This window comes from Psychrobium sp. MM17-31 (assembly GCF_022347785.1).
Lineage (GTDB): Bacteria > Pseudomonadota > Gammaproteobacteria > Enterobacterales > Psychrobiaceae > Psychrobium.
This window is the reverse complement of the sequence record NZ_JAKRGA010000003.1, coordinates 503181-527016: the sequence shown is the minus strand read 5'-3', so window position 1 is coordinate 527016 and position 23836 is coordinate 503181. Positions and strand designations below refer to the sequence as shown.

At 42.8% G+C, this 23836-nt stretch carries 18 protein-coding genes; 7 read left to right on the top strand and 11 right to left on the bottom strand.

Going from position 1 to position 23836, the window contains the following annotated elements; translation table 11 throughout:
- The first annotated feature begins 39 nt into the window (after positions 1-39).
- Both MHM98_RS11155 and MHM98_RS11150 read left to right on the top strand, forming a co-directional pair.
- Positions 40-2712, top strand: a complete 2673-nt coding sequence (locus tag MHM98_RS11155; protein WP_239439349.1) for a TonB-dependent receptor plug domain-containing protein — start codon at positions 40-42, stop codon at positions 2710-2712.
- A gap of 148 nt (positions 2713-2860) precedes the next feature.
- Positions 2861-3346 carry a cytochrome c gene (locus MHM98_RS11150; protein WP_239439348.1) on the top strand — a complete coding sequence of 162 codons (486 nt, stop codon included), beginning with the start codon at positions 2861-2863 and terminating at the stop codon, positions 3344-3346.
- A gap of 82 nt (positions 3347-3428) precedes the next feature.
- On the opposite strand, the gene MHM98_RS11145 is transcribed toward MHM98_RS11150, so the two are convergent.
- Positions 3429-4112 carry a cytochrome b/b6 domain-containing protein gene (locus MHM98_RS11145; RefSeq protein ID WP_239439347.1) on the bottom strand — a complete coding sequence of 228 codons (684 nt, stop codon included), beginning with the start codon at positions 4110-4112 and terminating at the stop codon, positions 3429-3431.
- Between the two features lie 139 nt (positions 4113-4251).
- Here MHM98_RS11145 and MHM98_RS11140 point away from each other — a divergent pair, with 139 nt between their 5' ends.
- Together MHM98_RS11140 and MHM98_RS11135 are read left to right on the top strand one after the other, a co-directional pair.
- Positions 4252-5382 (top strand): DUF2868 domain-containing protein, encoded by a 1131-nt coding sequence (locus tag MHM98_RS11140; RefSeq protein WP_239439346.1) that lies wholly within the window; start codon positions 4252-4254, stop codon positions 5380-5382.
- Complete coding sequence (locus MHM98_RS11135; protein ID WP_239439345.1) at positions 5375-6751, top strand: GTPase/DUF3482 domain-containing protein; 1377 nt, start codon at positions 5375-5377, stop codon at positions 6749-6751. The genes MHM98_RS11140 and MHM98_RS11135 overlap by 8 nt, the downstream gene beginning before the upstream one ends.
- 28 nt (positions 6752-6779) lie before the next feature.
- Here the strand turns inward: MHM98_RS11135 and cysE are convergent, their stop codons facing one another.
- A complete protein-coding gene (gene cysE, locus MHM98_RS11130; protein WP_239439344.1) occupies positions 6780-7607 on the bottom strand; it encodes a serine O-acetyltransferase in 828 nt (275 codons plus the stop codon).
- A 111-nt stretch (positions 7608-7718) separates the two neighbouring features.
- A complete protein-coding gene (locus MHM98_RS11125; RefSeq protein WP_239439343.1) occupies positions 7719-8075 on the bottom strand; it encodes a hypothetical protein in 357 nt (118 codons plus the stop codon).
- An 89-nt stretch (positions 8076-8164) separates the two neighbouring features.
- Between MHM98_RS11125 and MHM98_RS11120 the strand changes: the two genes are divergently transcribed.
- Positions 8165-9103: a M20/M25/M40 family metallo-hydrolase gene (locus MHM98_RS11120; RefSeq protein WP_239439342.1), complete on the top strand. Its 939-nt coding sequence runs from the start codon at positions 8165-8167 to the stop codon at positions 9101-9103.
- Here the strand turns inward: MHM98_RS11120 and MHM98_RS11115 are convergent.
- The 5 genes from MHM98_RS11115 to MHM98_RS11095 form a co-directional block, all read right to left on the bottom strand.
- Complete coding sequence (locus MHM98_RS11115) at positions 9093-10052, bottom strand: sensor domain-containing diguanylate cyclase (protein ID WP_239439341.1); 960 nt, start codon at positions 10050-10052, stop codon at positions 9093-9095. The genes MHM98_RS11120 and MHM98_RS11115 overlap by 11 nt on opposite strands.
- On the bottom strand, positions 10049-11110 hold the full coding sequence (locus tag MHM98_RS11110; RefSeq protein WP_239439340.1) for a response regulator: 1062 nt from the start codon (positions 11108-11110) through the stop codon (positions 10049-10051). The genes MHM98_RS11115 and MHM98_RS11110 overlap by 4 nt, the downstream gene beginning before the upstream one ends.
- Positions 11111-11223: 113 nt before the next feature.
- Complete coding sequence (locus MHM98_RS11105; protein ID WP_239439339.1) at positions 11224-11802, bottom strand: TIGR04211 family SH3 domain-containing protein; 579 nt, start codon at positions 11800-11802, stop codon at positions 11224-11226.
- 929 nt (positions 11803-12731) lie between these two features.
- Positions 12732-13061, bottom strand: a complete 330-nt coding sequence (locus MHM98_RS11100; protein WP_239439338.1) for a DUF3301 domain-containing protein — start codon at positions 13059-13061, stop codon at positions 12732-12734.
- 10 nt (positions 13062-13071) lie between these two features.
- Positions 13072-14112 (bottom strand): DUF3549 family protein, encoded by a 1041-nt coding sequence (locus MHM98_RS11095; protein WP_239439337.1) that lies wholly within the window; start codon positions 14110-14112, stop codon positions 13072-13074.
- Positions 14113-14237: 125 nt separating this feature from the next.
- Here MHM98_RS11095 and MHM98_RS11090 point away from each other — a divergent pair, with 125 nt between their 5' ends.
- Complete coding sequence (locus tag MHM98_RS11090; protein ID WP_239439336.1) at positions 14238-14555, top strand: YqcC family protein; 318 nt, start codon at positions 14238-14240, stop codon at positions 14553-14555.
- Entirely contained in the window at positions 14555-15328 is a 774-nt protein-coding gene (truC, locus tag MHM98_RS11085) for a tRNA pseudouridine(65) synthase TruC (RefSeq protein ID WP_239439335.1), read from the top strand. Before MHM98_RS11090 ends, truC begins: the two co-directional genes overlap by 1 nt.
- Before the next feature lie 39 nt (positions 15329-15367).
- Here the strand turns inward: truC and MHM98_RS11080 are convergent, their stop codons facing one another.
- The 3 genes from MHM98_RS11080 to MHM98_RS11070 all read right to left on the bottom strand — a co-directional run bounded on the left by MHM98_RS11080 (position 15368) and on the right by MHM98_RS11070 (position 23565).
- Entirely contained in the window at positions 15368-16567 is a 1200-nt protein-coding gene (locus tag MHM98_RS11080) for an endonuclease/exonuclease/phosphatase family protein (protein ID WP_239439334.1), read from the bottom strand.
- Between the two features lie 160 nt (positions 16568-16727).
- Positions 16728-19976 (bottom strand): TonB-dependent receptor, encoded by a 3249-nt coding sequence (locus MHM98_RS11075; protein ID WP_239439333.1) that lies wholly within the window; start codon positions 19974-19976, stop codon positions 16728-16730.
- A gap of 490 nt (positions 19977-20466) precedes the next feature.
- Complete coding sequence (locus MHM98_RS11070; protein WP_239439332.1) at positions 20467-23565, bottom strand: TonB-dependent receptor; 3099 nt, start codon at positions 23563-23565, stop codon at positions 20467-20469.
- Positions 23566-23836 lie beyond the last annotated feature (271 nt).

Here is a 23836-nt window from a genome sequence, read left to right as displayed (position 1 = left end):
TTCTATTTTCAATGTGTTTTCAAGACAGGACACCAAGGTATGAAAACCACGCCATTATTTACATTAAACAAACTTAGCTTAGCTGTGGCTAGTGCAGTGTTACTCAGCGGCGTTGCTAGCGCTAACACTGTTAATACGGCGAACACTCAAAAAGAAAAAGACCCTGAATATTTCCCAGTAGAGCGCATTCAAATTACCGGACGTTTACGTACTTCGGCTTCTGCTGCGACGGAAGAGCGCCGCGAGCAAGTGCAAGTAGGGGATATTTTAGGTCTAGAACAATTATCACGCACGGGCGACTCAAGTGCTGCGGCAGCGCTACGCCGTGTTACAGGTTTAACGCTTAAAGACGGCAAGTTTATTTACGTACGCGGTTTAGGTGAGCGTTACTCAAGCACCTCGCTAAATAGCGCTGTAGTGCCATCGCCAGATCCAACCCGTAACGTTGTGCCGCTGGATATGTTCCCAGCATCAATTATTGAATCGTTATCGGTACAAAAAAGTGCGTCAGCAGACAGACCTGCCGCTTTTGGTGGCGGTCATGTAGATATTCGCACCTTATCAACGCCAGTAGAGCCTTTTGTGAAACTGTCAATTGGTACGTCATTTAACACCAACGATAGCAACGATGCCTTTAGTTATAACGGTGGCGGTGATGAATGGAAAGGTAAAGACGATGGCACGCGCGCACTAGCCAGCGCTATTACCAATACCACAAATCAATATGGCGGTTTAAGCCCAATTGATATCATTACAGGCAGTAACGGCAGCATTAACTTTGCCGATGCTGCAAAGCTTAACCGAGATCTTGCGCTTGATTTACATCGCGATATGAATGTGACGACTGAAAGCACCGACCAGCCATTAAATGGCAATCTTGCTTTTGGTACTAACTGGGATATCGGTGACGAAGGTTTATTAGGTGTCGTGGCGGCATTTGCTTATAAAAATGAGCAAAGCAATTATGAAAAAACAGACATCGAGCTTGATGGTGATGCCAACCAAACGCAAGTCGAAAACGACAAGCGCGTAAAAGGCACTGATACTAAGGTTAAATTCTCAGCCATGTTTAACATGGGCTTTGAGCTTGATGACAACCACAAGATTGAGAGTTTTACCACTTACCTAAGCGATAGTTCAGACGATGTATCTGTAGCAATCGAAGAAACTATCGATACCTTGGGCGAGCCTAATGCGCTGCAAGTTTACGACATTGATTTTCAGCAGCGTACACTACTTAGTAATCAGCTAAAAGGGACTCACTATTTCGAAGATTGGTGGGAGCTAGAGTTAAAGTGGCAATACAGCGACTCGAAATCATCGCGCCGCGCACCAAGTGAACTTTCTTACACTTACAACGTGGTACTTGACGATGCGAATGCCATCACTAGCCGTCATCTTAATACCCAAGATGCGCCGAAATATGTCTACAGTCAGCTTGATGACGACATGGAAAACTTCGGTTTTGATCTTGGTTTACCAGTGGCATTTGATACGACAGTTGTTACGTTTAAAGCGGGTTATCAATTTGTCGAGCGCTCCCGTACGAGTTACGCCACGCGTCTTGGTTTAGATGTTGGTCTGCGTCCGACTGATGCCAATGGTGACATTTTAAGCAAGGAATTTAGTGACATCTTTAGTGATGAGAACATTAATAGCAACGTGCTAGATGTTGAACTAAAAGATGCGTCAACTGACACCGAAGATTACATCGCCGCTGAGCAAAACGATGCAGTTTATATCTCTGCTGAGCTTGATTTTGACGACGAGCTAATTTTCTACGCTGGCCTGCGTTATGAAGATTTCCGCCGCGTGACATTGCCACTTGAGCCAGATGGTAATATCTCAGATGAAGGCGGTCGTTATGAAATTAGCGATTACATCGTGCAGGAAGACGGTTTCTTCCCATCGCTTTCTATGACATACAAAGAAGACGATTTAAGCCAATGGCGTGTTGCACTGAGTAAAACTATGGTGCGTCCAGATTTACGTGAAGTATCGCCAGTTCGCTTCCAAGATCCGGTGACAGGTTTTGACTTCTTTGGTAATCCAGAGCTTAAGAGTTCGGCAATTTACAACCTAGATGCGCGCTGGGAATATTACAGCGAAACAGGTGATAACTACTCAATCGGTGCGTTCTATAAAGACATCGATGCGCCAATCGAGCCAATCCAACGGATCAGTGAAGCAGGGCGTCAGCTTAAGTTCTATAACGCTAACTCTGGCTTTATTTATGGTATTGAAGCTGAAGCACTACAAGGCCTAGCGTTTTTAGGTGATGCGAAAAGTATTTGGCAGCAATTCTTTATTGCCGCCAACGTGACGCTAAGTGATTCGGAAATTGAAATTGCACAAAGTGGCGAAATCGACCCAACTAATACCAAGCGCCGTATGACTGGACATTCTGAATGGGTAACTAACTTCCAAATTAGTTTCGATTCAAAAGACGAAGCTCATAACGCAACCTTGGTATACAACGTGTTTGGCGACCGCGTCGCTTACGGTGGTCGTGGCGGCTTAGATGACGTTTACGAACAGCCATTCCACAGTTTGGATTTTACTTACAAGTATTATCCAGTTGAGGATATGTCTATTTCGTTTAAAGCGAAAAACCTACTCGATGAGCAAACAACTTACGAACAACAAGGCATCGAGGTATACGCCAAAGAGCCGGGTTCTAAGTACAGCATCCAGTTGAGTTACAAATTTTAACGATTTTAACGACTCAAAAAATCAACAAAAGGTCACTTTGCTCTCCCAAAGTGGCCTTTTTTGGTTTAACCTCCTCTTTGAGCGATAGAGAAACTAGATTAACTAGTTCGAAAAAATAAGAATTTAAAACAAGAATAAAGGAAGTTTTATGTCTGCAATGAAAAAAGTTGTGTTGGGAGTTACCGCCGCACTATTAACCTCAACGGCTGCAATGAGCACAGCGACAGCTGCTGAAGCGCGCTCTGAAAAGCACGCTAAACAAGCTACTGAGTTACGTCAGTCGGTTTTCAAGCTATTAGCAAGCAACATCGGTCCTATGGGCGCTATGGCACGTGGCAAGATGCCAATGGATAAAGCGGTAGTTGAAAAAAATGCAACGCGCATTAATCAACTATCGATGATGATTACTGATTACATGGCAACAGATACTCGTAAATTTAACGTATCGACTGAAGCACTAGCGTCGAACTGGACTAAGCCAGAGCTACTTGCAGAAAAAGCAAACGCGTTAACGATGGCTTCTGCTAACTTAATGAAAGTGGTTAAGTCTGGTGATGAGAAAGCAATCAAAAAAGCTATCGGCGGTATCGGCCGTACTTGTGGTGGTTGTCACGATGATTTCAAGAAAGACTAATAATTAATCTTTCGTGAAACTAAAAAGCCTTATTCATTTGAATAAGGCTTTTTTAATGGGCGCGATTTAGCAAGGTATAAGTTTAGTAATACATCTCAGGCTCAGGCACGTTAAGTACGACAAGCCAATAAACAAAGGCGGCGGTGGCTGCTGCAATAATTAACGCCAGAATTAGCTTAGAGCTGATAATGGTATTATCGTCATTAAGGTGTTCACCGCTTTTCTTACCGTGGATCATCGGCGGTACCAAGCTGTGTTTTTTACCAAACTGGTAAAACAGCACGGCGGCAATATGCAATGCGATAGCGGCAATTATGAAATCAAACAGGTTGTGATGAATAAAGGCCATTACTTTATCAACGTCCCCACCTAGCGCATTGTAGTATGGGCCACTAGAAAACACATCATCATCAACAAAAAGACCGCTTACCGCCTGAGCAAGTACTAGCGCCAGCATGGCAAACACCATCAAGCTACCTAGTGGATTATGGCCAATGGCTGGTGGCGCGTCCTTGGGCAGGCTTAAATAGGCTTTAATGCTATTTGGCGTTGGAAAGAAACTGGCGAATCGTGCGTGTTTAGTGCCGACAATTCCCCAGATAACGCGGAAGATGACTAATCCTAGGGCAACGTAGCCTAGTTGCATATGCAAGTCGATGTAATCGTTGCCTAACTCGTTGGTAATCCAACAGCCGATAATGGTGGCAGCAAAGCTCCAGTGGAATAGTCGTAGTGGTAGATCCCACACTAATTTTGATTGCGACATAAATTGCTCGTGATTATTGTTTTTGATTTTGAGGACATTTTAGTGCGTCAGTCTAATGGAATCAATTTGTTACGCTTGTTCATTGCAACCTAGAGGCAAATTGTTCAATATAGGCCTTTTGTTGTTGGGATCTCATTTCTTGTCAGAGCTTGGTAAAGTTAACCAGTTGAAAATTGGTTTCATTTCATTATTTTTTATTGTCGGATTGATGTTAAGCGCAGGCGTCGTGTCAGGTGATGAGCTGGGGCGAGTCAATCTGTTGCATTTTATTGCGCTGTTCGTACTGTGGCCTTTTGTTTCTTGTATCTTATTGATTGTCTCAAAAGTGTTACCTAAAGCGCAATCCCTCAAGATTCTACCGCTATTGTTAAAACTCCCGATCATTCCCGCTAGTCAGAAATCGGCGCTAACACAATTAAAGCGCGAGCAACGGTTCGCTCCTTGGCTAATGATGTGCTCACAGCAATCAGTATTGGCTTTTAGTCTTGGTTGTCTGGTGTCTTTTTTAATGGTGTTGCTATTTAGTGATGTTGCCTTTGTGTGGCGCTCAACGCTGCTCTCGGCCAGTCATATCGAGCCAGTGCTTCGATTTATTGCGCTGCCATGGCAATTTTTTGATGCGGGATTACCTAATATCGCGCTAATTGAAGCGACGCAGGAAAATCGATTTACGCAATCAAACACCTCATCGAACACTGATTTTGGTGCTTGGTGGTTGTATTTATTAATGGCGCAATTGGTGTACGCGATTGTGCCTCGTATACTCAGCAGCATGTTTGCCACATGGCGCTTTAACCGTTTGCCGAGCTATCAACCAACAGAAGTTGTAATTAAAGCACCTGTTAATCCGCAGCCTGAGCAAACGCCGCTTGCGAAGGTCAATTATCAGCGCCCTAATCTAAAAGATTATAACCTGTGTTGCTGGCTTGCTATGCCACCAGCATTATTGGAAAAGATTAAAACGTCTTACCAAACGCTTCCTGCCAATGTTTATCAAGTGGGTTTTCATGGCAAAGATGAACAAGTGGCGCTTGACGATAAGCGGCCGCAAATTCTAGTGGTTGCTGCATGGGAGCCGCCAATGGGGGAGCTCAAAGACTATTTAACACAGTCCCACGGCGTGATTGAACTGATTGATCATAAAGAAGGTGATCTGCAACCCATTGCATCTCACTATGTCGATGAGTGGCGCCGCTTTTGTCTAACCCTTGATGATTGGAGCTTATTTATAGATAGAGACTATATCGATGAGGAGTCACAGCATGACTAACTCAACAGTGCCTAGTTTTGCAGTTGTTGGCCATCCCAATAAAGGCAAGTCGTCAGTCGTGTCGACATTAGCCCGCAATGATCAAATTGCTATTTCCATGCAAAGTGGCACCACGGTTGTTTCGGAAACTTTTGATATAAACATTGGCCAAGCGCATTATCGCTTGGTGGATACACCGGGCTTTCAGCGTCCGCGTAAGGTATTGGCGTGGTTAAAGGCTCATAATCCGACGGCGGATAAGCGCCGAGAGTGTGTGATAGCGTTTTTAAACGATGAAAGCTGCCAGCAACAATTTGTCGATGAAATTGAGTTACTTAAACCCATTATCGATGGCGCGGCAATTTTATATGTTGTGGATGGCTCTCGTCCGTACAGTCCAGAATACGAAGCTGAAATGGAAATACTACGCTGGACTGGGCAACCGACTATGGCGCTGATTAATCCCATTCAAAACGATGATTATGTCGCCAACTGGCAAGCTGCATTAGGGCAATATTTTAGCGTGGTGCGGGTGTTTGATGCAGTTAAAGCCGATATTGAGCAGCATATAGAATTACTGCAAGCCTTTGCGGCGATTCATCAACCGTGGCAGGCGCAGTTAAGAGCAATCATCTCTGCCTTTGAAAATGAGACAACCCATCAAGTCTTTCAAAGCTGCTTTGTTGCCGCGCAGTTGCTGGAAGAAATGACGCAGTATAAAACGCGGAAAAAAGCGCTGTCGAAAACTCAAGCACAAACGCTAAAACCGGTGCTTGAGAAACAGTTTTATGATTGGATGCGCCGCCGTGAGAAAAATGCGCTGGATGAATTACAACTTATTTACCGTCATCAACGTTTAGAGCGCAGTGATAGCGAATTGTCATTGCCGGATGATCTCTTTGATACCGAAAAGTGGTATGGCTGGGGATTAAGTAAGAAACAACTGACCAGTGTTGCTGCTGTGACTGGCGCTGCTGCTGGTGGCGCGTTAGATTTAGCCGTCGCTGGCCATTCATTTATGCTGGGGGCGATTGGCGGCGGTGTGGTTGGCTCGACCGCAGCTTGGTTTGGCGCTGATAAACTCGCATCATCAAAAATTAAAGGACTACCGATGGGAGGCTATGAAGCGCGCTTGGGACCTGTGGCCAGTAAGAACTTTCCTTATGTAATCTTAGCGCGTTTTGTGTTTATGTTTAGTCAGCTTAAAGGTCGAAATCATGCGCAGCGCGATGGTATTGTGCTAGATGAAATAGGACTGGAGCCGTTATTAGATAACCTTAATAGCGATGATAAAAAGAAGATTTTTGTGGCGCTTGATAGGCTATCACGTCAAAAGTCGGTGGATGACTTGCCTGATTTGTTAGCGCCACTCTTTGCTTTGGTTGATTAAGCTCTTTGGCTTGGTTGACTAAGTAGGCCTAGATATCAAAATCCAACATTGGTGGATTCTTTTTAGAATCTGCCAATTCTTTTTCAAGATTCTGGCACATATCTAGTGCTGGCATAATACTCTCTGGTGAACCGATTTGTTTAGCAGGCACACCAGCCACTGTTGTATGAGGCTTAACGGCTTTTAGTACGACGCTACCTGCGCCGATTTTTGCACCTGAACCTATCTCTATATTACCCAAGATTTTAGCCCCTGCGCCAATAAGCACACCGGCACGTACTTTCGGGTGACGATCGCCGCTTTCTTTACCCGTACCGCCAAGGGTTACGCCTTGCAAAATTGATACGTTATCTTCAATAACACTGGTTTCACCAACAACGATGCCACAAGCGTGATCGAGCATCACGCCTTTACCCACGGTCGCAGCGGGATGAATATCCACATCGAAGGTCGCCGAAACACGGCTTTGAATAAAGCTCGCTAGTGCTTTGCGGTCGCGATTCCATAAGCAATGGGCAACGCGATAAGCCTGCAACGCTTGAAATCCTTTGAGGTATAAAATGACATCGGGATAAGTTTCGATAGCCGGATCACGCTCGCGCACAGCTTTAATGTCATAAATGCTGTTTTCGACTAAGCAGGGCATCTCTTCAAACGCATCGTTAAACAAGCGCTCTAGTTCACAGGCAGGCATATAGGTATCATAGAGCTTGCTTGCCAGAATGTTACTCATGGCAGCAGGTAAAGAAGGTTGATCGATAATATGGCTGCGGTAAAGATTCGTTAAAAGCGGCTCATGGGCAACGGCGGCTTTGGCTTCTTTTAAAATATCTTCCCAAAGTGAAGCTATGGTCATTTCTATTGTAATAAGCAGTGGTAAAGAGTGTTAATGTGCCATGCTCCAAGGGATGGAGCAAGGTGTTTTTATTCATAAGATAGAGCGAATTGGCGCTAAGTTGGTGATGGATTACTCAACTTTGGCAATCATTAATGGTTGTTTTGCCAAATCAAAGGTTAACCCCGAAAGACGAACGTCAAACCATTGCTCAAAGGTTGCTTGGCTTATATCGCTTGGCGCGTTATCGAGATATTCATCCCATACAGCGAGTTCATTGCGCCAAATTTGCTGGAAATTGGCTTGAATTAGAGCCTGTGTAAGCTCGTTTAGCTCTGTTTCGTACTCTGGCTCATCTAATAAATAGCAGCTCGATTCGCTTGTCATTTCTTCTAACGTTGGAGCTTCGTCTTGTGCAACGGCGCTTACCCATTGATGCATTGGTGATTTTGGTGTGACAATCAGTGAGATACGATTAATAAAATTCATAATTTAGTGTTTGACAGATAAGGTAATTAAACGCGTATTATACTTATTAAAACAATGAATAACATGGAATTGTTCAAGGGGGAGTGGATATGACAAAAGCGGTCGCGTGCATAAGCGCTGTAATTTTGCTAATCGGTTGCCAATCGATGAATCAAACTCGTCCCTGCAAGTCATATCAAGTTCCTAACAGCGTTAACCAACAATTAATCACTGATCTAAAGGTGTTGGCATCACCTAAAATGGCAGGGCGGCGCACAGGAAGTGATGGTCATCGTCTAAGCTATCAATACATCATCAAACGCTTTAATGAAATTGGCCTCTTGCCATGGCAGGGGAGTCATATGCAACGCTTCGCTCATCCTAAGCTTGGCAAACGAGTTGGCACTAATGTGCTTGGGATGATTCAAGGTCAATCTAACAGCGAGCAATATATAGTCGTTACGGCGCATTATGATCATTTAGGTGGCCGTGGGCATCATACTTATCATGGTGCTGACGATAATGCCTCTGGTGTCGCCATGATGCTAGCCCTAGCAACTTATCTTAAGACGCACCACCCGCAGGTCACTGTGCTATTTGTCGCAACTGATGCTGAAGAAAAAGGGCTATTGGGCAGCGAGCAATTGATTGCGTCAAATACTATTGATTTGGATAAGGTATTATTAAATATTAACTTGGACATGGTGGGGCGTGCTAAGCGTCTGTATTACCTTGCTAGTTGGTCTAAACGTGACCCTGTCCACCAACAGGTTAAAATGATTGAGCAAAGTTGTTTAATAAGCCGTCGCACCCATCGCAGTTTTTCAAATACTAAGATTATCGACTATAAAAAGGCTAGCGATCACTATTCGTTTGCGAAACAAGGCGTTGATTTTGTGTTTGTGGGAGGCGGGCAACATGCCGATTATCATACGCCACGAGACACTGCGGCGAGTATATCGCCAACGCGATTTAGTAATCGCGTCAGCGTGGTTGAGCAGCTTTATTTGATTTTTGAACAGCGGGCGTTAAAAGGTATTACCCCATAGATTCAAAGACAACGCCTTGATTTCGACCTTGTTTCTTTGCTTGATATAACGCTTGGTCGGCGGCTGCCATCCAGGCTTTATTATCGCCATTCTTAGTAGAGATTTGAGCAATTCCGAAACTTATGGTGACTTTGATAACCGTGTCTTCAAAGGTAAATTTCGTGTTTTCGACGAGCTTACGCAGGCGTTCAACAAAATGACTCGCATTGTCGCTACTAGTATTGTGCAAAATGATTGCAAATTCTTCACCGCCGTAACGGGCTACACTGTCATGCTCGCGCATCGTCTCTTTAATGAGCTTAGCCAACTGTTTTAAAATGGCATCGCCAGCAGGATGGCCGTGGGTATCATTGATCTTTTTGAAATGATCAATGTCGAGCATGACTAATGAGCTAATAGTTTGTTGTAGCTTGTAGTGCTTGTTAGCGAGATTAACACTCACTTCTAAGCCACTGCGATTATCAATTTGCGTCAGCGGATCTGTCTTATTGAGCTTTTCAAGCTGAGCATTTGCTTTTTGTAATTCCATGCGGTTTGCTGCGATATCAGTCACGTCATAGATAATTAAGCAAATCTGGTCGATGCTGCCAGTTAGCGACGGTAGCGGTAAAATCGTCACGTTTTGGTACATGTGCTCAACAGTACCAGTAATAGGGCGGTAATTCTTAAACGGGAAGATGTAAGGTTTTTGTTCCCAGGTAATAAACGACTGATTTTGAATTGTTTTAACAGCTTCAACTTTTCGCATAAACCAGGATTTGTCTAAGCTCGGGAAAATTTCAAATATATTTCTGCCTTTAGCATCTACTGCATCGATATTACTGTGGTGATACATAAAGCCATTCCATGACTCCACTATATAATCGTTGTCTAACACGACTAAACCCGCGTCGATGCTATTGATCATCGACACCATCCAATGAAATTCTTTGTAATCTATTTGGTTCATGCGCGTTGCTCGTCTAGCAGGTAAATCAGCTTGTTATTCAATATCGGTAAGGAGTCTTGGGTAATCAAGATAATGAGATCACACTCGATGTTGTAATCTTCAATCACGTAATTGATTTCTATCGCAACAATTTCTTGCCAGTTGCGTGTATTGGAATTTATGAGTTCATCAATATTGCGATGCAGTCCTAATAGCTCAGGGTGTGATTGACTAAATGACAAATCAAGTTGATCTGAGAAGCCTTTCAAGAAGGCGCCAATAAGTAGATTGGACAGCTCAACTAGCATTTCTCGTTCTACCGCTTCGGTGATTTCACCATCGTGATTCATCAGCTTAGCAAGCTCTTTATAGCAAGAGTCGTAGAATAAGATCAGCGCTTCACCCGCGATACCTGAACCGACATAGCCCTGACATACCGCCGAAATCGAATCAACTTCGTCAGTGGCTTTTAGCATCATGTGTAACTCACTTGAGGCAAGTGCGTTTACCTTCGGGATCGGCAAGCGTACTTTTACATTAAGTACGCGTGCTAATAGATCTGCTGCTCGCCCCATCGCGACATTTGATACTTCTTGGTAAGGATCGAGGTTGATGCCTGATTCGGTAATAGAGTGTTTGTCTTGCTCTTTTTCTGTTGACGCTAGCTGAGATTGATTGTCGGCAATAAGTTCGGCAGCGAGACAGTCTTCTTCTCGCATAATACCGTAGTTAGTTAATAGCTCGCTAACCTTGTCTTTATCTGTCGGTTTCTTAATAAAATCTAGCGCGCCTAAAGCTTTTACACGGGCATGAGCACAAGGCTGAATGTCGCCCGATACAACAATAGTAAGCGTTGGTAAGTCTTCTTTTTGAATGACTTCTAAGGTGCCGTAACCGTCGAGAACTGGCATGTTCAAATCGAGAAAGAGCACATCGCCTAGTCCCGCCTTGATGGCTTCGATGGCTTGTTCGCCATTTTCTGCATACGAAATACTCACGTCCCAATTGTCGGGGAGGGCGCGGGTCATTTGCTTGCGAGCAAAGCTTGAATCATCACAAATTAAAACGGGAATTGTCATATGATTTCGTCGATATTGAAAGTTGATTTTTAATAGACTCTTATGAATAACATATCGAAAATCTTAAGAGTTTCAAGGGATATTTAGTGGTATAAACAGTTAGAAAACACGGACTACCAGCTAGAACGTTTTTTCTTTCTAGAGAATAGTGAACAGACGATAACGCCTACTAAAAAGCTGGCAAAGACCATAATACCGCCACGGGTAAACCACTGAATTTTAATTTCTTCATCTTCGCCTTTGAGTTTATCTTGCGCGGCTGTGACATCCGATTTCGCTTGTGCTAATTCACCGGTTAATGAATCTATGCGAGATTGCAGCGCACTTACTTGTTTTTTCACTGAGCTAGATTCACGGCTTAGATCTTCGTTAGAAGCTAACTGTGAATTTAGGCGAGACTCTAATGCATCATAGCGGTGCTTTAGACTTTCTTGCGTCGATACAAATTCCGACATAATCCAGCCTTCACGGCCTTTACTATCAATAATCTTTGTGTATTTCTTGTCTTCAGATTGTTCTACGATGGTGATCTTAGAACCCGCATTAATACTGCCGAGTATGCGAAACTTTGCACTAGGGCCTGTGTGAAGGTAGGTATAAACACTGTCGGAGACGTAACCCTCTTGGGCAAATGAAAATGCAGAGAATAAAGCAACGCTACTAGCGAGAAAAAGGCGTTTAATTGGTGACATAGGGGATCTCAGAATTCTTATTAATATTTATAGCGTTATCCTAGTGTTTTGTTAGGTCTAGTGCAAGCCACTTTTAGTCGCAAACCGCCTGTTTTTAAGGCATCTTAGCCAAGAAAAGAATAATAATCGTGTTACGGTTAATGGAGTGGTCGGCGAAATATCTCAAACCTCTTGTGCGAGATCTCTCACAAAGATGTAAGCGGCGATTGCAAATTTGACCATCTATCTCTTACTGGTTTTATTAAGTTGTTGATATATTGGGTTTTAGTATGTGACTCTGATTGTGGCAATAAAATAACCAAGACAATTTTGTCAATTGGGTGCCTTGTGTCCGGTGAATATTGATTTACTATTAACTCATCGGATGGAGCTGATAACAACACACAGGAAGTGAGTTGTTAACACATTTAAATATCAGTCATTCAGGATGAATGAATTAACATAATTTGATTGACCCCAAAGCAAGTTAAAGTGATATAAAAACAGGATGTTCAAGCCGATTAGGAAAATCGCAATGGATTAAAAATGGCAAGGAGCTATTTGACAAGGATTGTGGCCTAAGGATGGAAGTTATAGGAAATAACTCGTTAGGATAACGAAAGGACACATCAATTGTGGACTGTTAAGGAAAATGGTCAAAGGATTAACAAGGACACTGCTAGGTTGCAGCTCAGAATAACAGGATTGGTTATTCACATGGATGAAGCGACAAGGAAGTAAAGGACACTACCGAGAACGGTAGCAGGGACACGAGTAGGACAGCTCAAGTGGATAGCTCAGGATGAGTAAGGGGATGGTTCTAGGGAGTGACCTTATGAAGGAGAACGTGCAAAACATGTTCACATAAAAGGGTATAACGTTAATCGCGCTATACCCTTTTTCTTTGCCTGTAAAAAAGTAACCGGCGTAAGGTTATTACTTACCTTTCGTTACAATCCACCATGAGTATCAGTCGGCTGGCGATAGGCCGGGGTTTCAATTGATATGACTCGGTTGCCATTAATCATAATATGTCCAATGTAATAGCTTTCACCGTCACTACTAAATTCAAATTGATAGCTTGCTTTCCAACAAAATCTACCATGTTCATTACGTGATGCTTTTAAATTAGTACGGGCAAGGGCGAGAATTTGTAGACCGTGTTTTTCGCCGTAACGCTCTGTTTCGCTTTTAGCGAGCTCTGCCATAACGCGCGTTTGCCAAAATAACCAAAAGACACAAGCCAATATCAGTAAGCCAATAATGTTGAGTAATTCCATATTGTAAGTCCTAGGCGCCAATAAATTTAGCGATGTAGCTCGCCAAGTGATTAGTGCGATTTGGATTTCTGAGGGCACTTAACATAGCAACACGACAATTTGGGATAAACACCAGATCGCTAAACAGTTGCCCAAAAATATCTTGGCTTACATTGGCAGCAGCAACCTTTTCTAGATAATCAAGCGCGCTTTGCTCATTGCTGATTTGCGACCAGTATCGTCCGCTAATGGTAGCAAGTAAATCAAGTTGCTTATCACCAAGTTCGCTTTGTAGTAGTTGCTGATAGGCTTGTTTGACAAAACCTTCACCTTTGGCATTTGATAGAGCGCGGGCTGTGTGAATGGCTTTGATGGCATTATTTTCTAAAAGCGCTTGCTCTAGAATAGTTAATAATTTGTCTGCCATGGTTGTGTTGACGCTGCTATTTTCTAATGCACAGCATAGTGCGCAGAAACTTTCTTGCGGCAGCTTGTCTAGCACACGCTCAATTGCACTGGCAATCATAGGATCGTCAAGCCTTACTGATAAATCAGCTAGTCCTTGATAGCCGACATTTTGCCAATTATCTAATTGGCTTTCATCTTGAAGATAAGACAATGCTGGGCTCATATATTGGCTTGGTGGTAGTTTCATCAGGTGACGCATGTGGCTGGTGAAGGCCGCAAGCTTTTGCTCAGATGGCTTAAAGATAATTGGGTTGTGATCGAGAGCCGATTGCTCTTCTTTTGACGGCGTTTTGTCTAACGCTTTGCCTAGCGCCGTGATGACAAGTTCTAAAAACTGACTGCGAGCAGCTTGTTCTAGCAAGCCACGTTCATCCAATGGTAGTTTTAAAAACCATACGTAGTGCTCTTTGCTTTGCTGCTTGTTCCAAAATGCAATGGCGACGAATGCATGTTGCTGAATAGGGTATGGGTAGGGAGTTATGGCGTGTTCAAAATCACTAAATAAGTCGGTGCTAATTTTCGTTACGCGACGTCCCATATCAAAAACGCGATATTGCGAGCCAGATTGGAGTAAAAATTCACTAAGCGTGTTGATGGTATCCACAAAAAACTACCTTTAAAAAAATTTGCGCTATTGTAGCAATCATTAATAAGCATCGCTATTGGTATTGCGTAGACTTGCGCGTATGATAGCGCCAGTTTTTTAGAGATTATTAAGAGAGCAGTATCATGGTACAAAATGACAAAGTTAAAGCGTTATTGGAGCAAATCAACGAGGAGATGGTGCGATTAGATCTATGGCAATCAACATTGCCAAGCGAAGAGGCATTAGCGAGTACAGAGCCGTTTTGTTGTGATACGTTAACTTTTTGCCAATGGTTAGAATTTGTTTTACTGCCAAAAATGACCATGCTTATTGATTCTGGCCTACCATTGCCTCAAGAATTCGAGATCTACCCAATGGCTGAAGAATCATGGCAAGGCGCTGTGAAGGATGTGAGTCATCTGCTAACGCTAATTAAAGAGCTAGATAGCCAATTTAACTAATGTCTAATTTAGAGTTTACCGAGCCACTAGAAATCATCTATCGCGATGAGCATATGGTGGCCATAAACAAACCAGCAGGTTTACTGGTTCATAAATCGTATTTGGCTCGCAAAGAAACGTATTTTGCGATGACGATGTTACGCGACCAGCTTGGCCAATATGTTTATCCTATACACCGTTTAGATAGACCAACGTCTGGCGTATTGTTGTTTGCCTTATCGAGTGAAGTCGCTAGACTGCTAAGCGAACAATTTAGTGAACGCAGTGTTGAAAAAGGCTACCTTGCCATGGTGCGCGGCTATTTATTGGGTAATGACACGCTTGATTATCCGCTGAAAGAAGAACTTGATAAAATCGCTGATAAAGATGCTCAGCAAGATAAAGAAGCGCAGGAGGCTGTAACTCGTTGGCATCATTTATTAAGCGGAGAGTTTGACGCCCCTATTGGTAAGTACGAAAAGGCGCGATTTAGTTTAGTTGCTTTAAAGCCATTAACTGGGCGCAAGCATCAATTGCGTCGTCACTTAGCGCATTTGCGCCATCCGATAATGGGGGATACTACGCATGGCGATGGTAAACAGAATAAATATTTTAAAGCGCATTTAGGTGAGCAGCGACTAATGCTGCACGCAGCACAACTACGATTTAACCATCCTGTTTCAGGTGAAGGAATTGAATTATTAGCGCCGATCCCTGAGTCGTTTACAAATATTTGTGACGCTGTCGGCTGGAGCGATATTCTAACTTCACCGTTGGCCTATTTTGAAGAATAAAAAGCACAGCCTTTGCTGTGCTTTGATACTATTTAGTACTTATTTTAGCTTTAGTGTAGACCACACTAAGCGGTGATCTGACGATGCATTGCGATCTTTCACCAAACGGTATAGCTCGCTATCGGTATGAGGCCAGAACACCCCATTATCAATAACGTCCCAACCATAGGTTGATGGCAGCACGTAGTCGGCGCGCATTCCCCAATAAGCAGTATGATGTTTAGAGAGCTTGTTGTCGGTTTTATGTAAATCACCACCACGACTCATTGGTATTGATACGTCATTGGTCAGCGGGCTTGAAAGTAAGGCTCCAATGGCTTCTTTACGCGAATTACCTTCAGTTGATGATGAGTTTTGATCACCCATGACAACAAAGCGGGCGTTTGCAGCAATGCCGCCAAATACACCGTTATCGTCATAAATGTAGTCGGCCTTGTTAGGCGTCAGATAGTCATGCCAAAAGCGCACTTCATCGTGATTCTTTTTGCCATTTCTATCTTCTGGACCATCGAAAACAGGTGGTGTTGGGTGTGATGCTAACACGTGGATAGTTTGTCCATTGACCGTGACTGGTACATCCCAATGCGACTTAGACGATAACGGAAACTCATTCCACGCTGCGTCACTATAAAATGATTTTCCGGTACTTGGCACAATAGGGCGCATAGCGCCTGGCATGTCTTTCCATTTAAAGTGCTGGAAGGTGCGGACATTGGTTTTATCGATAGGGTATTTCGATAGTAATACCATGCCGTATTGGCCTTCAAAAAAACCGAAACCCCAAGCATCGCCTTGCGTGCCTGTCGCTTTACCATCACCCGTTAAATCATAAGGGCTTGGTTTGCCGGTATTGACGGTGGAATAGTAGTAATAAGGGTAGTCAATGGCGCTAACATCACTGTGCTGCGCAACATTTAAGTATTCTTTGATAAAGCGCTCAACGCCTTGCTTGGGATCGGTGATGTAATCAAATTCGTTTAACAGAATGATATCAGGGCGAGTACGCTGAATTATTTCAGCGATATTTTTAATTTGCTGATTACCATTTTTAAGCTCAGTTAAAAGTACTTTGTTAGTCGCCCGCTTTGCATCGCGGCCAACGTAATTGGTCGCGTCCATACTGACGTTAAACGACGCTATTTTTACTGTTGAATCTTTTGGGTTTCGGGAGTGTTGTGGCTGGCTATTACAACCAATAAGCGATAGAGCAACCGCTGTACTAATGAGAATCTTGCGCATAATTATCTCGATAGATGAAAGTCACACTATCATACGGCAGTAGCGAGAATTGATAAACTTATCCTGCATTTAGAGTGTGATTTCCTTAACAAATGTTTTTCCATAGACAAAAAAATACCAACCCGAAGGTTGGTATTTTATTAGATTACATTAGCTGATATTAGAATGAGTAACGAACACCCATTTTAATACGCCATGTAGAAGCTTCTGGGTAGAATTCGTTGTAGTTACGAACATCTGTACCACGGAAGCGCTCACCGTATTGGTATTGACCTTCATCGTTAACACCGCGTAGATCCCATAGCGCTTGTTGTGGGAAGCGCATGCGGTATACCTGACCCCAATCGTCGTTTAATAGGTTCGCTAGGTTCTTAATAGAAACGTAGAATAAACCTTTGTGATCTTCAGTGAAACCTGGGATCTCTTGACGAATGTTTAGATCAAGCGTTGTAGTCCACGGTTGAGTATGGCTGTTCTTAGGCGCATAACCACCAGCGTACTTACTCAGACCTGCTTCATCCATAATAGCTTTCATTTCGTCGTAAGTTAGACGGCTATTCTCGAAATCAACGTTTGGATCATCTGCGCCACTTGGTAGGTAAACTTGGTATACAGTGTTGCTGTATGCTGCTGTTTGGTCACCAAAGTCATCATCTTGGTATAGGCCAAGTGTGTAAGTATATGGGCGACCTGAACGGCGAGAGAAGAATAGGTCAAACGTCGTATCGTAACCATCTACGAACTGAGTTTTGTAGCCTAGGTTTAATACGAAACGGTGTTCGATTTCGAAGTTCGACGTACCTACTAATGCTTCGTTACGGTTTAGAGCAACGTTGTATTGGTAGTTAGAGATCGCACGTGAACTTGTACCTGGGTTACCTTCAGTAATGTCTTGGTGTGTGTAAGACATGTTCATGCGGATACCATTGTCCCACTCTTTTTGTAAGCTAGTGGTCAAGATAACGCTGCGGCCGTTATCGTCAGCATTCGTTAGCATGATGTCGAAGTTATCTTCTAAAGACTTGTCACCGGCGTAGCGGCTTTCGTAAATTTTACGTTGACCGTCAGCTGTTGTCTTACCAGTTTCCAAGCGAGAGGTATCGACCCAGAATGATGCGTTTTCTTGCTTAACGTAGTTAGCTTCAACGTTCCATTTGTAGTCTTCACCAAGGTATGGAATATCTAGGTCAATTTCAGCACCTAATTGGAAGCGCCAGTCAGTTGGCATCTTGTAGTTAGGATCTACGTAGTTCGTGCTACCAGTTCCAGATACAAGAGCGTCTTGTGCAACTTGAGGAACTCGAGTGAAGTCAACGTTTGCTGGGTCACGTACTAAGTCGCTAGAAACATCACTGTCTAGCTCAACGAAAGTAATACCATCGTTAGTGAATGAGTTAGCAATCCATACATTTGGTTTACCACCGCTGTAACGACCAACACCACCACGGATAGTTACTTCATCGCTTAGGTAGTATTTAAAGCCAAAGCGTGGAAGTACTACGTCTAATCCGTCTAGGTTTTCAGTGTTTGCGTAGCCGTATTCTTTAGCAAAACCTTCATTTAATTTAGGTGCATCAGAAGTTGTTAGACGCTCGTAACGTAAGCCGTAAGTTACATCTAATACATCGTTAACTGTCCAGTTATCTTCTACGTATAAAACGTGAGTAGAACGAGTTAGGTCGTATGCAGTGTCGTTTGCATCGTTAGTGTATGCATTTTTGTAACGGAAACCACCGCCGTTGAAAGTTTCTGGGCGCTTAGCTTCTAAACGATCTAAACCATCAACGCCGAAGCGGTCGTGATCGGAACCAAATGTCCACACACCTAGTGAGCTTTCAGCAAATAGGTTGTAGTTGTTTAAACGCTCGTAGTGGTAACCGAAGTTAATTTCGTGATCGCCTACTAGGTAGTTAGCGTCGAAGTTAAACTTAAGGGTTTTAGTTTCAGCAACGTTAGCGTGACGGAATGCATCTGTACCGAAAACGATAGTGCTACCTGAAACACCTTCAATACCTGCATCTTCGTCTTCACGAATGTAACCAACACCGTTTACGTTCACTTGACCAATGTCGCTGTTTGTTAGCGAGTTGATTTCAGTGTTTTTGTGGCTAAGAGTGATCTCAGTCGAGAAGTCATCACTCCAGTTAGAGTATAAGTGAGCTGCAAAGTTGTTATTTACGGTGTTTAGTGTGTAAGTGTTAGATTTTAATACTAACTCGTCAGCACGGTCACTGTGGTTGCGGTCAGAAGAGTTATCTTGCCACTGGTAAGTGAAATCAGCACGGTGATCGTCGTTGATGTTCCAGTCAAGTTTGAAGATAGCTTTCTTATCTTTATTCTCTGGATCACCAGCAAGCTCATCAGTTAAGCCGTATTCTTTATCGATGATAGATAGGAAACGATCGTACTGCTCTTGAGTAACGTCAGATTTATTTGAACCTTCGCCTAAACCGAATGCTGCTGGTTCAGTTTTCTTGAACTGCTCGTAGTTCACGAAGAAGTGTAGTTTGTCTTCGATTAATGGACCACTGAACGTTGCACCCCAAGTGCTTTCTTCACCTAGCTCGAACGTTTCGTTATCGCCATTTCGGTTTACAACGCGGTTTAGTTTAGGGTCACCTGCTAGCGAATCGTTTTGGAACTCATAAAATACAGTGCCTTTGAATTCGTTCGTACCAGATTTAGTTACTGCGTTTACAACACCACCAGAGAATCCACCAACTTTAGTGTTGAAAGGAGAAGTGTTTACAGAGATCTGCTCAACAGCATCTAAAGAGATAGGAGAACTTTGTGTTGGGTAACCACCACTGTTTAGACCGAAGTCGTCATTTTGGCCGATGCCGTCAACTGTGATTGAGTTGAATTTCGGGTTTTGACCACCGATGCTTAGAGCACCATCTGAATCAACAACTGCTAGTGGGTTGTTACGAACTAAGTCTTTTAAATCACGGTTGAAAGCTGGAGCGCGCGCGATGTCTTCTGTACCGTATGAAGAGCTGCCACCAGTGCTATCAAAACCGACGTAAGAACCTGTAACGCTAATAGTCTCAGCTGCTTGGCCAACAGGCGAAAGCTGCATGTTCAAGCGGTAAACTTCACCAAGGTTTAGTACAACGCCTTCTTCAGTCTTGTCTTGGAAAACGTCTGAATCAACAACAATCATGTAAGGGCCACCAACACGTAGACCTTTAAGGCTGTAGATACCATTTTCGTTAGTTACTGTTTCTTTTACAGAACCAGAAGGAGTATGGATTACTGTTATTTTTGTATTGGCAGCAACGTTGCCTTCAGGGCCAACGATTTTACCACGGATGCCAGACGAAGTGTCATTGGCGAATGCAGCTGTAGACAGCGATAGAGCTGCTGCTACTGCACTTGCTGCAGCGGTTTTTTTAAGTAATTTATTCATTTTTGAATATTTCCTAAATGCTAAAATTAGCGGTTACGAGTTTTAATAAACGAGTGAATTATAAATATTTCGCACAAAATATCGAACCTTTATGACAGTTTGATGTCAGGATATTTTGAGCAATTGAAAGTGTTTCTTGAATGGATGTTGTGAATGTAATTTTAGTAGAAATCGCTACAACGCTATGATTACAATGCTTTGCCGCCATTATGTTAATGAGATGTTGTTATTTTGAGTGGGTTTTTAGTCACTATAAATGATTAAACGTTGCATATTTTAATTGTTCAATATGTGAGTTTAATCACGTAAAAGTGCGGTTAAATGTCGGCTATCTATCGCGAAATGTTAGTTTGATCGATAAATCGATTTCAGGTGTAATAATTTTGCAATCATTAAACCTGTCACTTATGTCAACTAAATGTTGCTAAATTTCAGATGCCAACAAAAAGGCCAGCTTAATGCTGGCCTTTTAGTAACTAGGTTACAAATATTAGAATTTGTATCTTACGCCTAGCTTCATTTCCCATAGTGATGGGTCGGTTACACGGCTTTGTGGGCTCGGGTTGTTAAACTCGTTATACGAGTACTTGTTGTCATCAGTTACCGTTGCGGTTAGTGCACCTTGTAGGAAACTACCTTGCTTGAGTACGCCCCAATCGTCGTTAAGCAAGTTGCCTATGTTCTTGATTGTAAGGTAAGCACTAGCTTTGTGATCTGGTGAGAACCCTGCAAATTCTTGCTCGATTTTCAGATCAAACTTAACCCACCAATCGCTTTGTAGTGTGTTACGACCCATAATCTCGCCACGTTTTAACCCTTCAGATTCGATGAAGTTATTAAATGCTGCTAAATCAAAGTCTTCTCCATAAACCACTAACGGATCGTTCTCCAATGGAACGTACAGTAGCTGACGGCTTGAATCGTTGAAACCAAGGCCTCGTGTGTCACTGTCGAAACTATATGTATACGGGCGACCTTCGTTTGCTTGGCCAAATACACTGAATTTAGTTTGGTAACCGTCGATAAACTCATGACTGTAACTAACACTTAATGTAAAGCGATGCGGGATCTCATAGTTAGAAGTCGACAATACTGGATTTTCTGGATCAACCACTGCGATGTTGTGGTAGTTAGAGAATGCCACTGAACTAGTCATTGGATGAACGTCTTTAACATCACTATATGCATAAGATGCAGACACTTTCACACCATTGTCGTAGCTCTTATTCATAGATAATGAAACGATTGTTGATTTAGCATCATTACCATCGACATTTGTTAACAATAAGTCAGAGTTACGTGAGTGGTTAACGCTGTCGTAAACAGGACGTCCATCTGGTGCCGTAGACACTTTTTCATCGGCTAAGTTACGTATGATTGCAGAGTCTTGCTTGCGGCTGATGAGAAGATCTGCCATTAGCACGTATTCATCTTCGGTCGTGTAGGTTGCACCTAAAGCGTATTTCCATTCTGAAGGAATTTCAAAGTTTGGATCTGTGACATTAGTTGACGCATCCGCTGTGCCACTACCTACCGCATCATATAATGATTGTGGTACGTCGTATCCAGGACGGCCCGAACCGTTAAAATCAATGGCATCTGGACCCAGAATTTGAAGGCCTTTAGTATTAAACTGGATATTTCTAATACCGTCATTAGAATAACTATTAGAAATCCATACATTTGGGTTACCGCCAGAATATAAGCCAAAGCCACCGCGAACTTCTAATTGGTCTGTTGCTTCCCAGTTGAAACCAAAGCGAGGTTGTAATAGATCGACACCATCTAAGTTTTGCTGATTTGAGAAACCGTAGCGATCTTCAAAATTTTGGTTATGAGTTGGAACATCGTCACTGGTGTACCAATCGTAGCGAAGACCATAAGTTAATGTTAGATCGTAATCCGATAGCGTATAAGTATCTTGCACGTATAACGTGTTTAATGCGTACTCAAATTCACCAGCAGCGTCATTAGGGTTGTGTGATGAAGCATTGCCGTAATAAACACGCGCGTTGGTACCAGTTTCAAAATCGTCGATGCTACCAAAACGGGTTTCAGTTTGTGAATGTTGAACAAATAAGTTAAACACGTCTAACGATTCATATTCATAACCGAAGTAGATTTCGTGATCTTCTAAATAGTAAGTACCGGCTAATTTTAATGATAGATTGTCATATTCTAATTTGTTCGACTGACGTGAATCATCTGGGCCGATATAGACATCAACATCACCAGCATCGATACGAATCTCGCCAAAGCCACTTTCTTGATCTAGCGAAATTTGACGATTATCTAATTTAGAGTAACCGACGCGCATTTCAGTTGAAAACTCGTCGCTCCACTCAGAGTATAGAGAGGCTACATATGACTGCAGCTCTGCACCGCGCTCATAAAAATGGTTTGATAGTGACAAACGAGAAGAGCCGCCATCAGATTGTGATAATTCGAAACCATCGTTGTAGTTGTAAACGAAGTTTGCACGGTGGTTTTCGTTGATGTTCCAGTCGATTTTAACTAATAACTTTTCATCTTCTACCGGCATGCTAGGCACTATTGTGCCAGGATTATAATCGTAGTTGTTGATAGAGATATCACGAATACGGTCGATAGTTGCTTGATCAATTCGGCCGTTGTCTAATGGAGCATAGTTAAAGATTTGTGCACCATCTAGCTTTTCATACGATGTAAAGAAGAACAGTTTGTCTTCGATTAAAGCGCCGCCAACGTTAAAGCCATAGGTCTTTTTGTCAAAATCACCAGTGCTAATATCATCGCCTTCTAGTGAATCACCTTTGAAAGAATCGCTAGTGTAATCATAGAAGAAACCACCTGAAATCTCGTTGTCGCCAGATTTAGTAACAGCATTGATGTTACAAGATGTAAAGCCACCGTATTGAACGTCAAATGGCGCTAGTTCCACAGAAATCTCGCCGATTGAATCGAACGAGAATGGCATACGAGTTGTTGGGTAGCCGTTGCTGTTAAGACCGAAGTTATCGTTCATACGAGCACCGTCAACGGTTAGGCTGTTGAAACGTGGGTTACCACCGGCACATTGAATTGCATTACCGCCTGACTCGTTAACAGATATACGCGGATCTACGCGCACAACGTCTTTGATGTCGCGGTTGATAGACGGTGCGTCTTCGATGTCAGTTAGAGTGAAGTTATTCCCAGGCCCTGTGCTACCAGATAGCGCATTGATTACACGACCAGTAACTGAAATTCGTTCAACACTTTGTGCAGAACGCAAGGTTACATCCAACGGATAGACATCACCCAATGACAGGTACACGTCATTAATTTGCGTGTCTTCTAAGGTATCTGAGTCAAGGGTAATTCTGTATGGACCACCAACGCGTAGACCTTTGGTGCTAAAAACGCCAGAGCTGTTTACTGTTGTTGTCTTTTTAGTGCCAGAAGGTACGTGAGTGATAGTTACGACGGTACCAGTGGCGGCATTTCCTGAAGGATCGGTAATTGTTCCTCGAATTGCTGATGAGGTGTCATTTGCCATTGCCGGTGCTGAAAGACCGATGGCTAATGCGACAGCTGTTGCCGTTGCAGTTTTCAACAATAATTTATTCATTGGGTCATATTTCCTTGTGCAAAAAGCATATAGTGAATAACTTCGTTTAAATGTTGCTGGTGAATTATAAGGTTTTTGTACAAAATATCGAACTTATATGACGTTTTTATGTCGCGAGTTATAGAATAACTTACTGATTACATTTGACTATTTTGTCAGTTTTATGCTTTTCTATTGTTAAGCTATTGAATTTAATAGGTTAAAAACTGACCTTTGTGTCATGAATGGTGTGATGTGTAACTGTCACAAATTTATTAAAAACTACTGATTT

Excerpts from the sequence above, each read along its gene's own strand:
- MHM98_RS11155 (WP_239439349.1), top strand. The coding sequence starts at position 40 with ATGAAAACCACGCCATTATTTACATTAAACAAACTTAGCTTAGCTGTG.
- MHM98_RS11150 (WP_239439348.1), top strand. The coding sequence starts at position 2,861 with ATGTCTGCAATGAAAAAAGTTGTGTTGGGAGTTACCGCCGCACTATTA.
- MHM98_RS11145 (WP_239439347.1), bottom strand. The coding sequence starts at position 4,112 with ATGTCGCAATCAAAATTAGTGTGGGATCTACCACTACGACTATTCCAC.
- MHM98_RS11135 (WP_239439345.1), top strand. The coding sequence starts at position 5,375 with ATGACTAACTCAACAGTGCCTAGTTTTGCAGTTGTTGGCCATCCCAAT.
- cysE (WP_239439344.1), bottom strand. The coding sequence starts at position 7,607 with ATGACCATAGCTTCACTTTGGGAAGATATTTTAAAAGAAGCCAAAGCC.
- MHM98_RS11125 (WP_239439343.1), bottom strand. The coding sequence starts at position 8,075 with ATGAATTTTATTAATCGTATCTCACTGATTGTCACACCAAAATCACCA.
- MHM98_RS11120 (WP_239439342.1), top strand. The coding sequence starts at position 8,165 with ATGACAAAAGCGGTCGCGTGCATAAGCGCTGTAATTTTGCTAATCGGT.
- MHM98_RS11115 (WP_239439341.1), bottom strand. The coding sequence starts at position 10,052 with ATGAACCAAATAGATTACAAAGAATTTCATTGGATGGTGTCGATGATC.
- MHM98_RS11110 (WP_239439340.1), bottom strand. The coding sequence starts at position 11,110 with ATGACAATTCCCGTTTTAATTTGTGATGATTCAAGCTTTGCTCGCAAG.
- MHM98_RS11105 (WP_239439339.1), bottom strand. The coding sequence starts at position 11,802 with ATGTCACCAATTAAACGCCTTTTTCTCGCTAGTAGCGTTGCTTTATTC.
- MHM98_RS11100 (WP_239439338.1), bottom strand. The coding sequence starts at position 13,061 with ATGGAATTACTCAACATTATTGGCTTACTGATATTGGCTTGTGTCTTT.
- MHM98_RS11090 (WP_239439336.1), top strand. The coding sequence starts at position 14,238 with ATGGTACAAAATGACAAAGTTAAAGCGTTATTGGAGCAAATCAACGAG.
- truC (WP_239439335.1), top strand. The coding sequence starts at position 14,555 with ATGTCTAATTTAGAGTTTACCGAGCCACTAGAAATCATCTATCGCGAT.
- MHM98_RS11080 (WP_239439334.1), bottom strand. The coding sequence starts at position 16,567 with ATGCGCAAGATTCTCATTAGTACAGCGGTTGCTCTATCGCTTATTGGT.
- MHM98_RS11075 (WP_239439333.1), bottom strand. The coding sequence starts at position 19,976 with ATGAATAAATTACTTAAAAAAACCGCTGCAGCAAGTGCAGTAGCAGCA.
- MHM98_RS11070 (WP_239439332.1), bottom strand. The coding sequence starts at position 23,565 with ATGAATAAATTATTGTTGAAAACTGCAACGGCAACAGCTGTCGCATTA.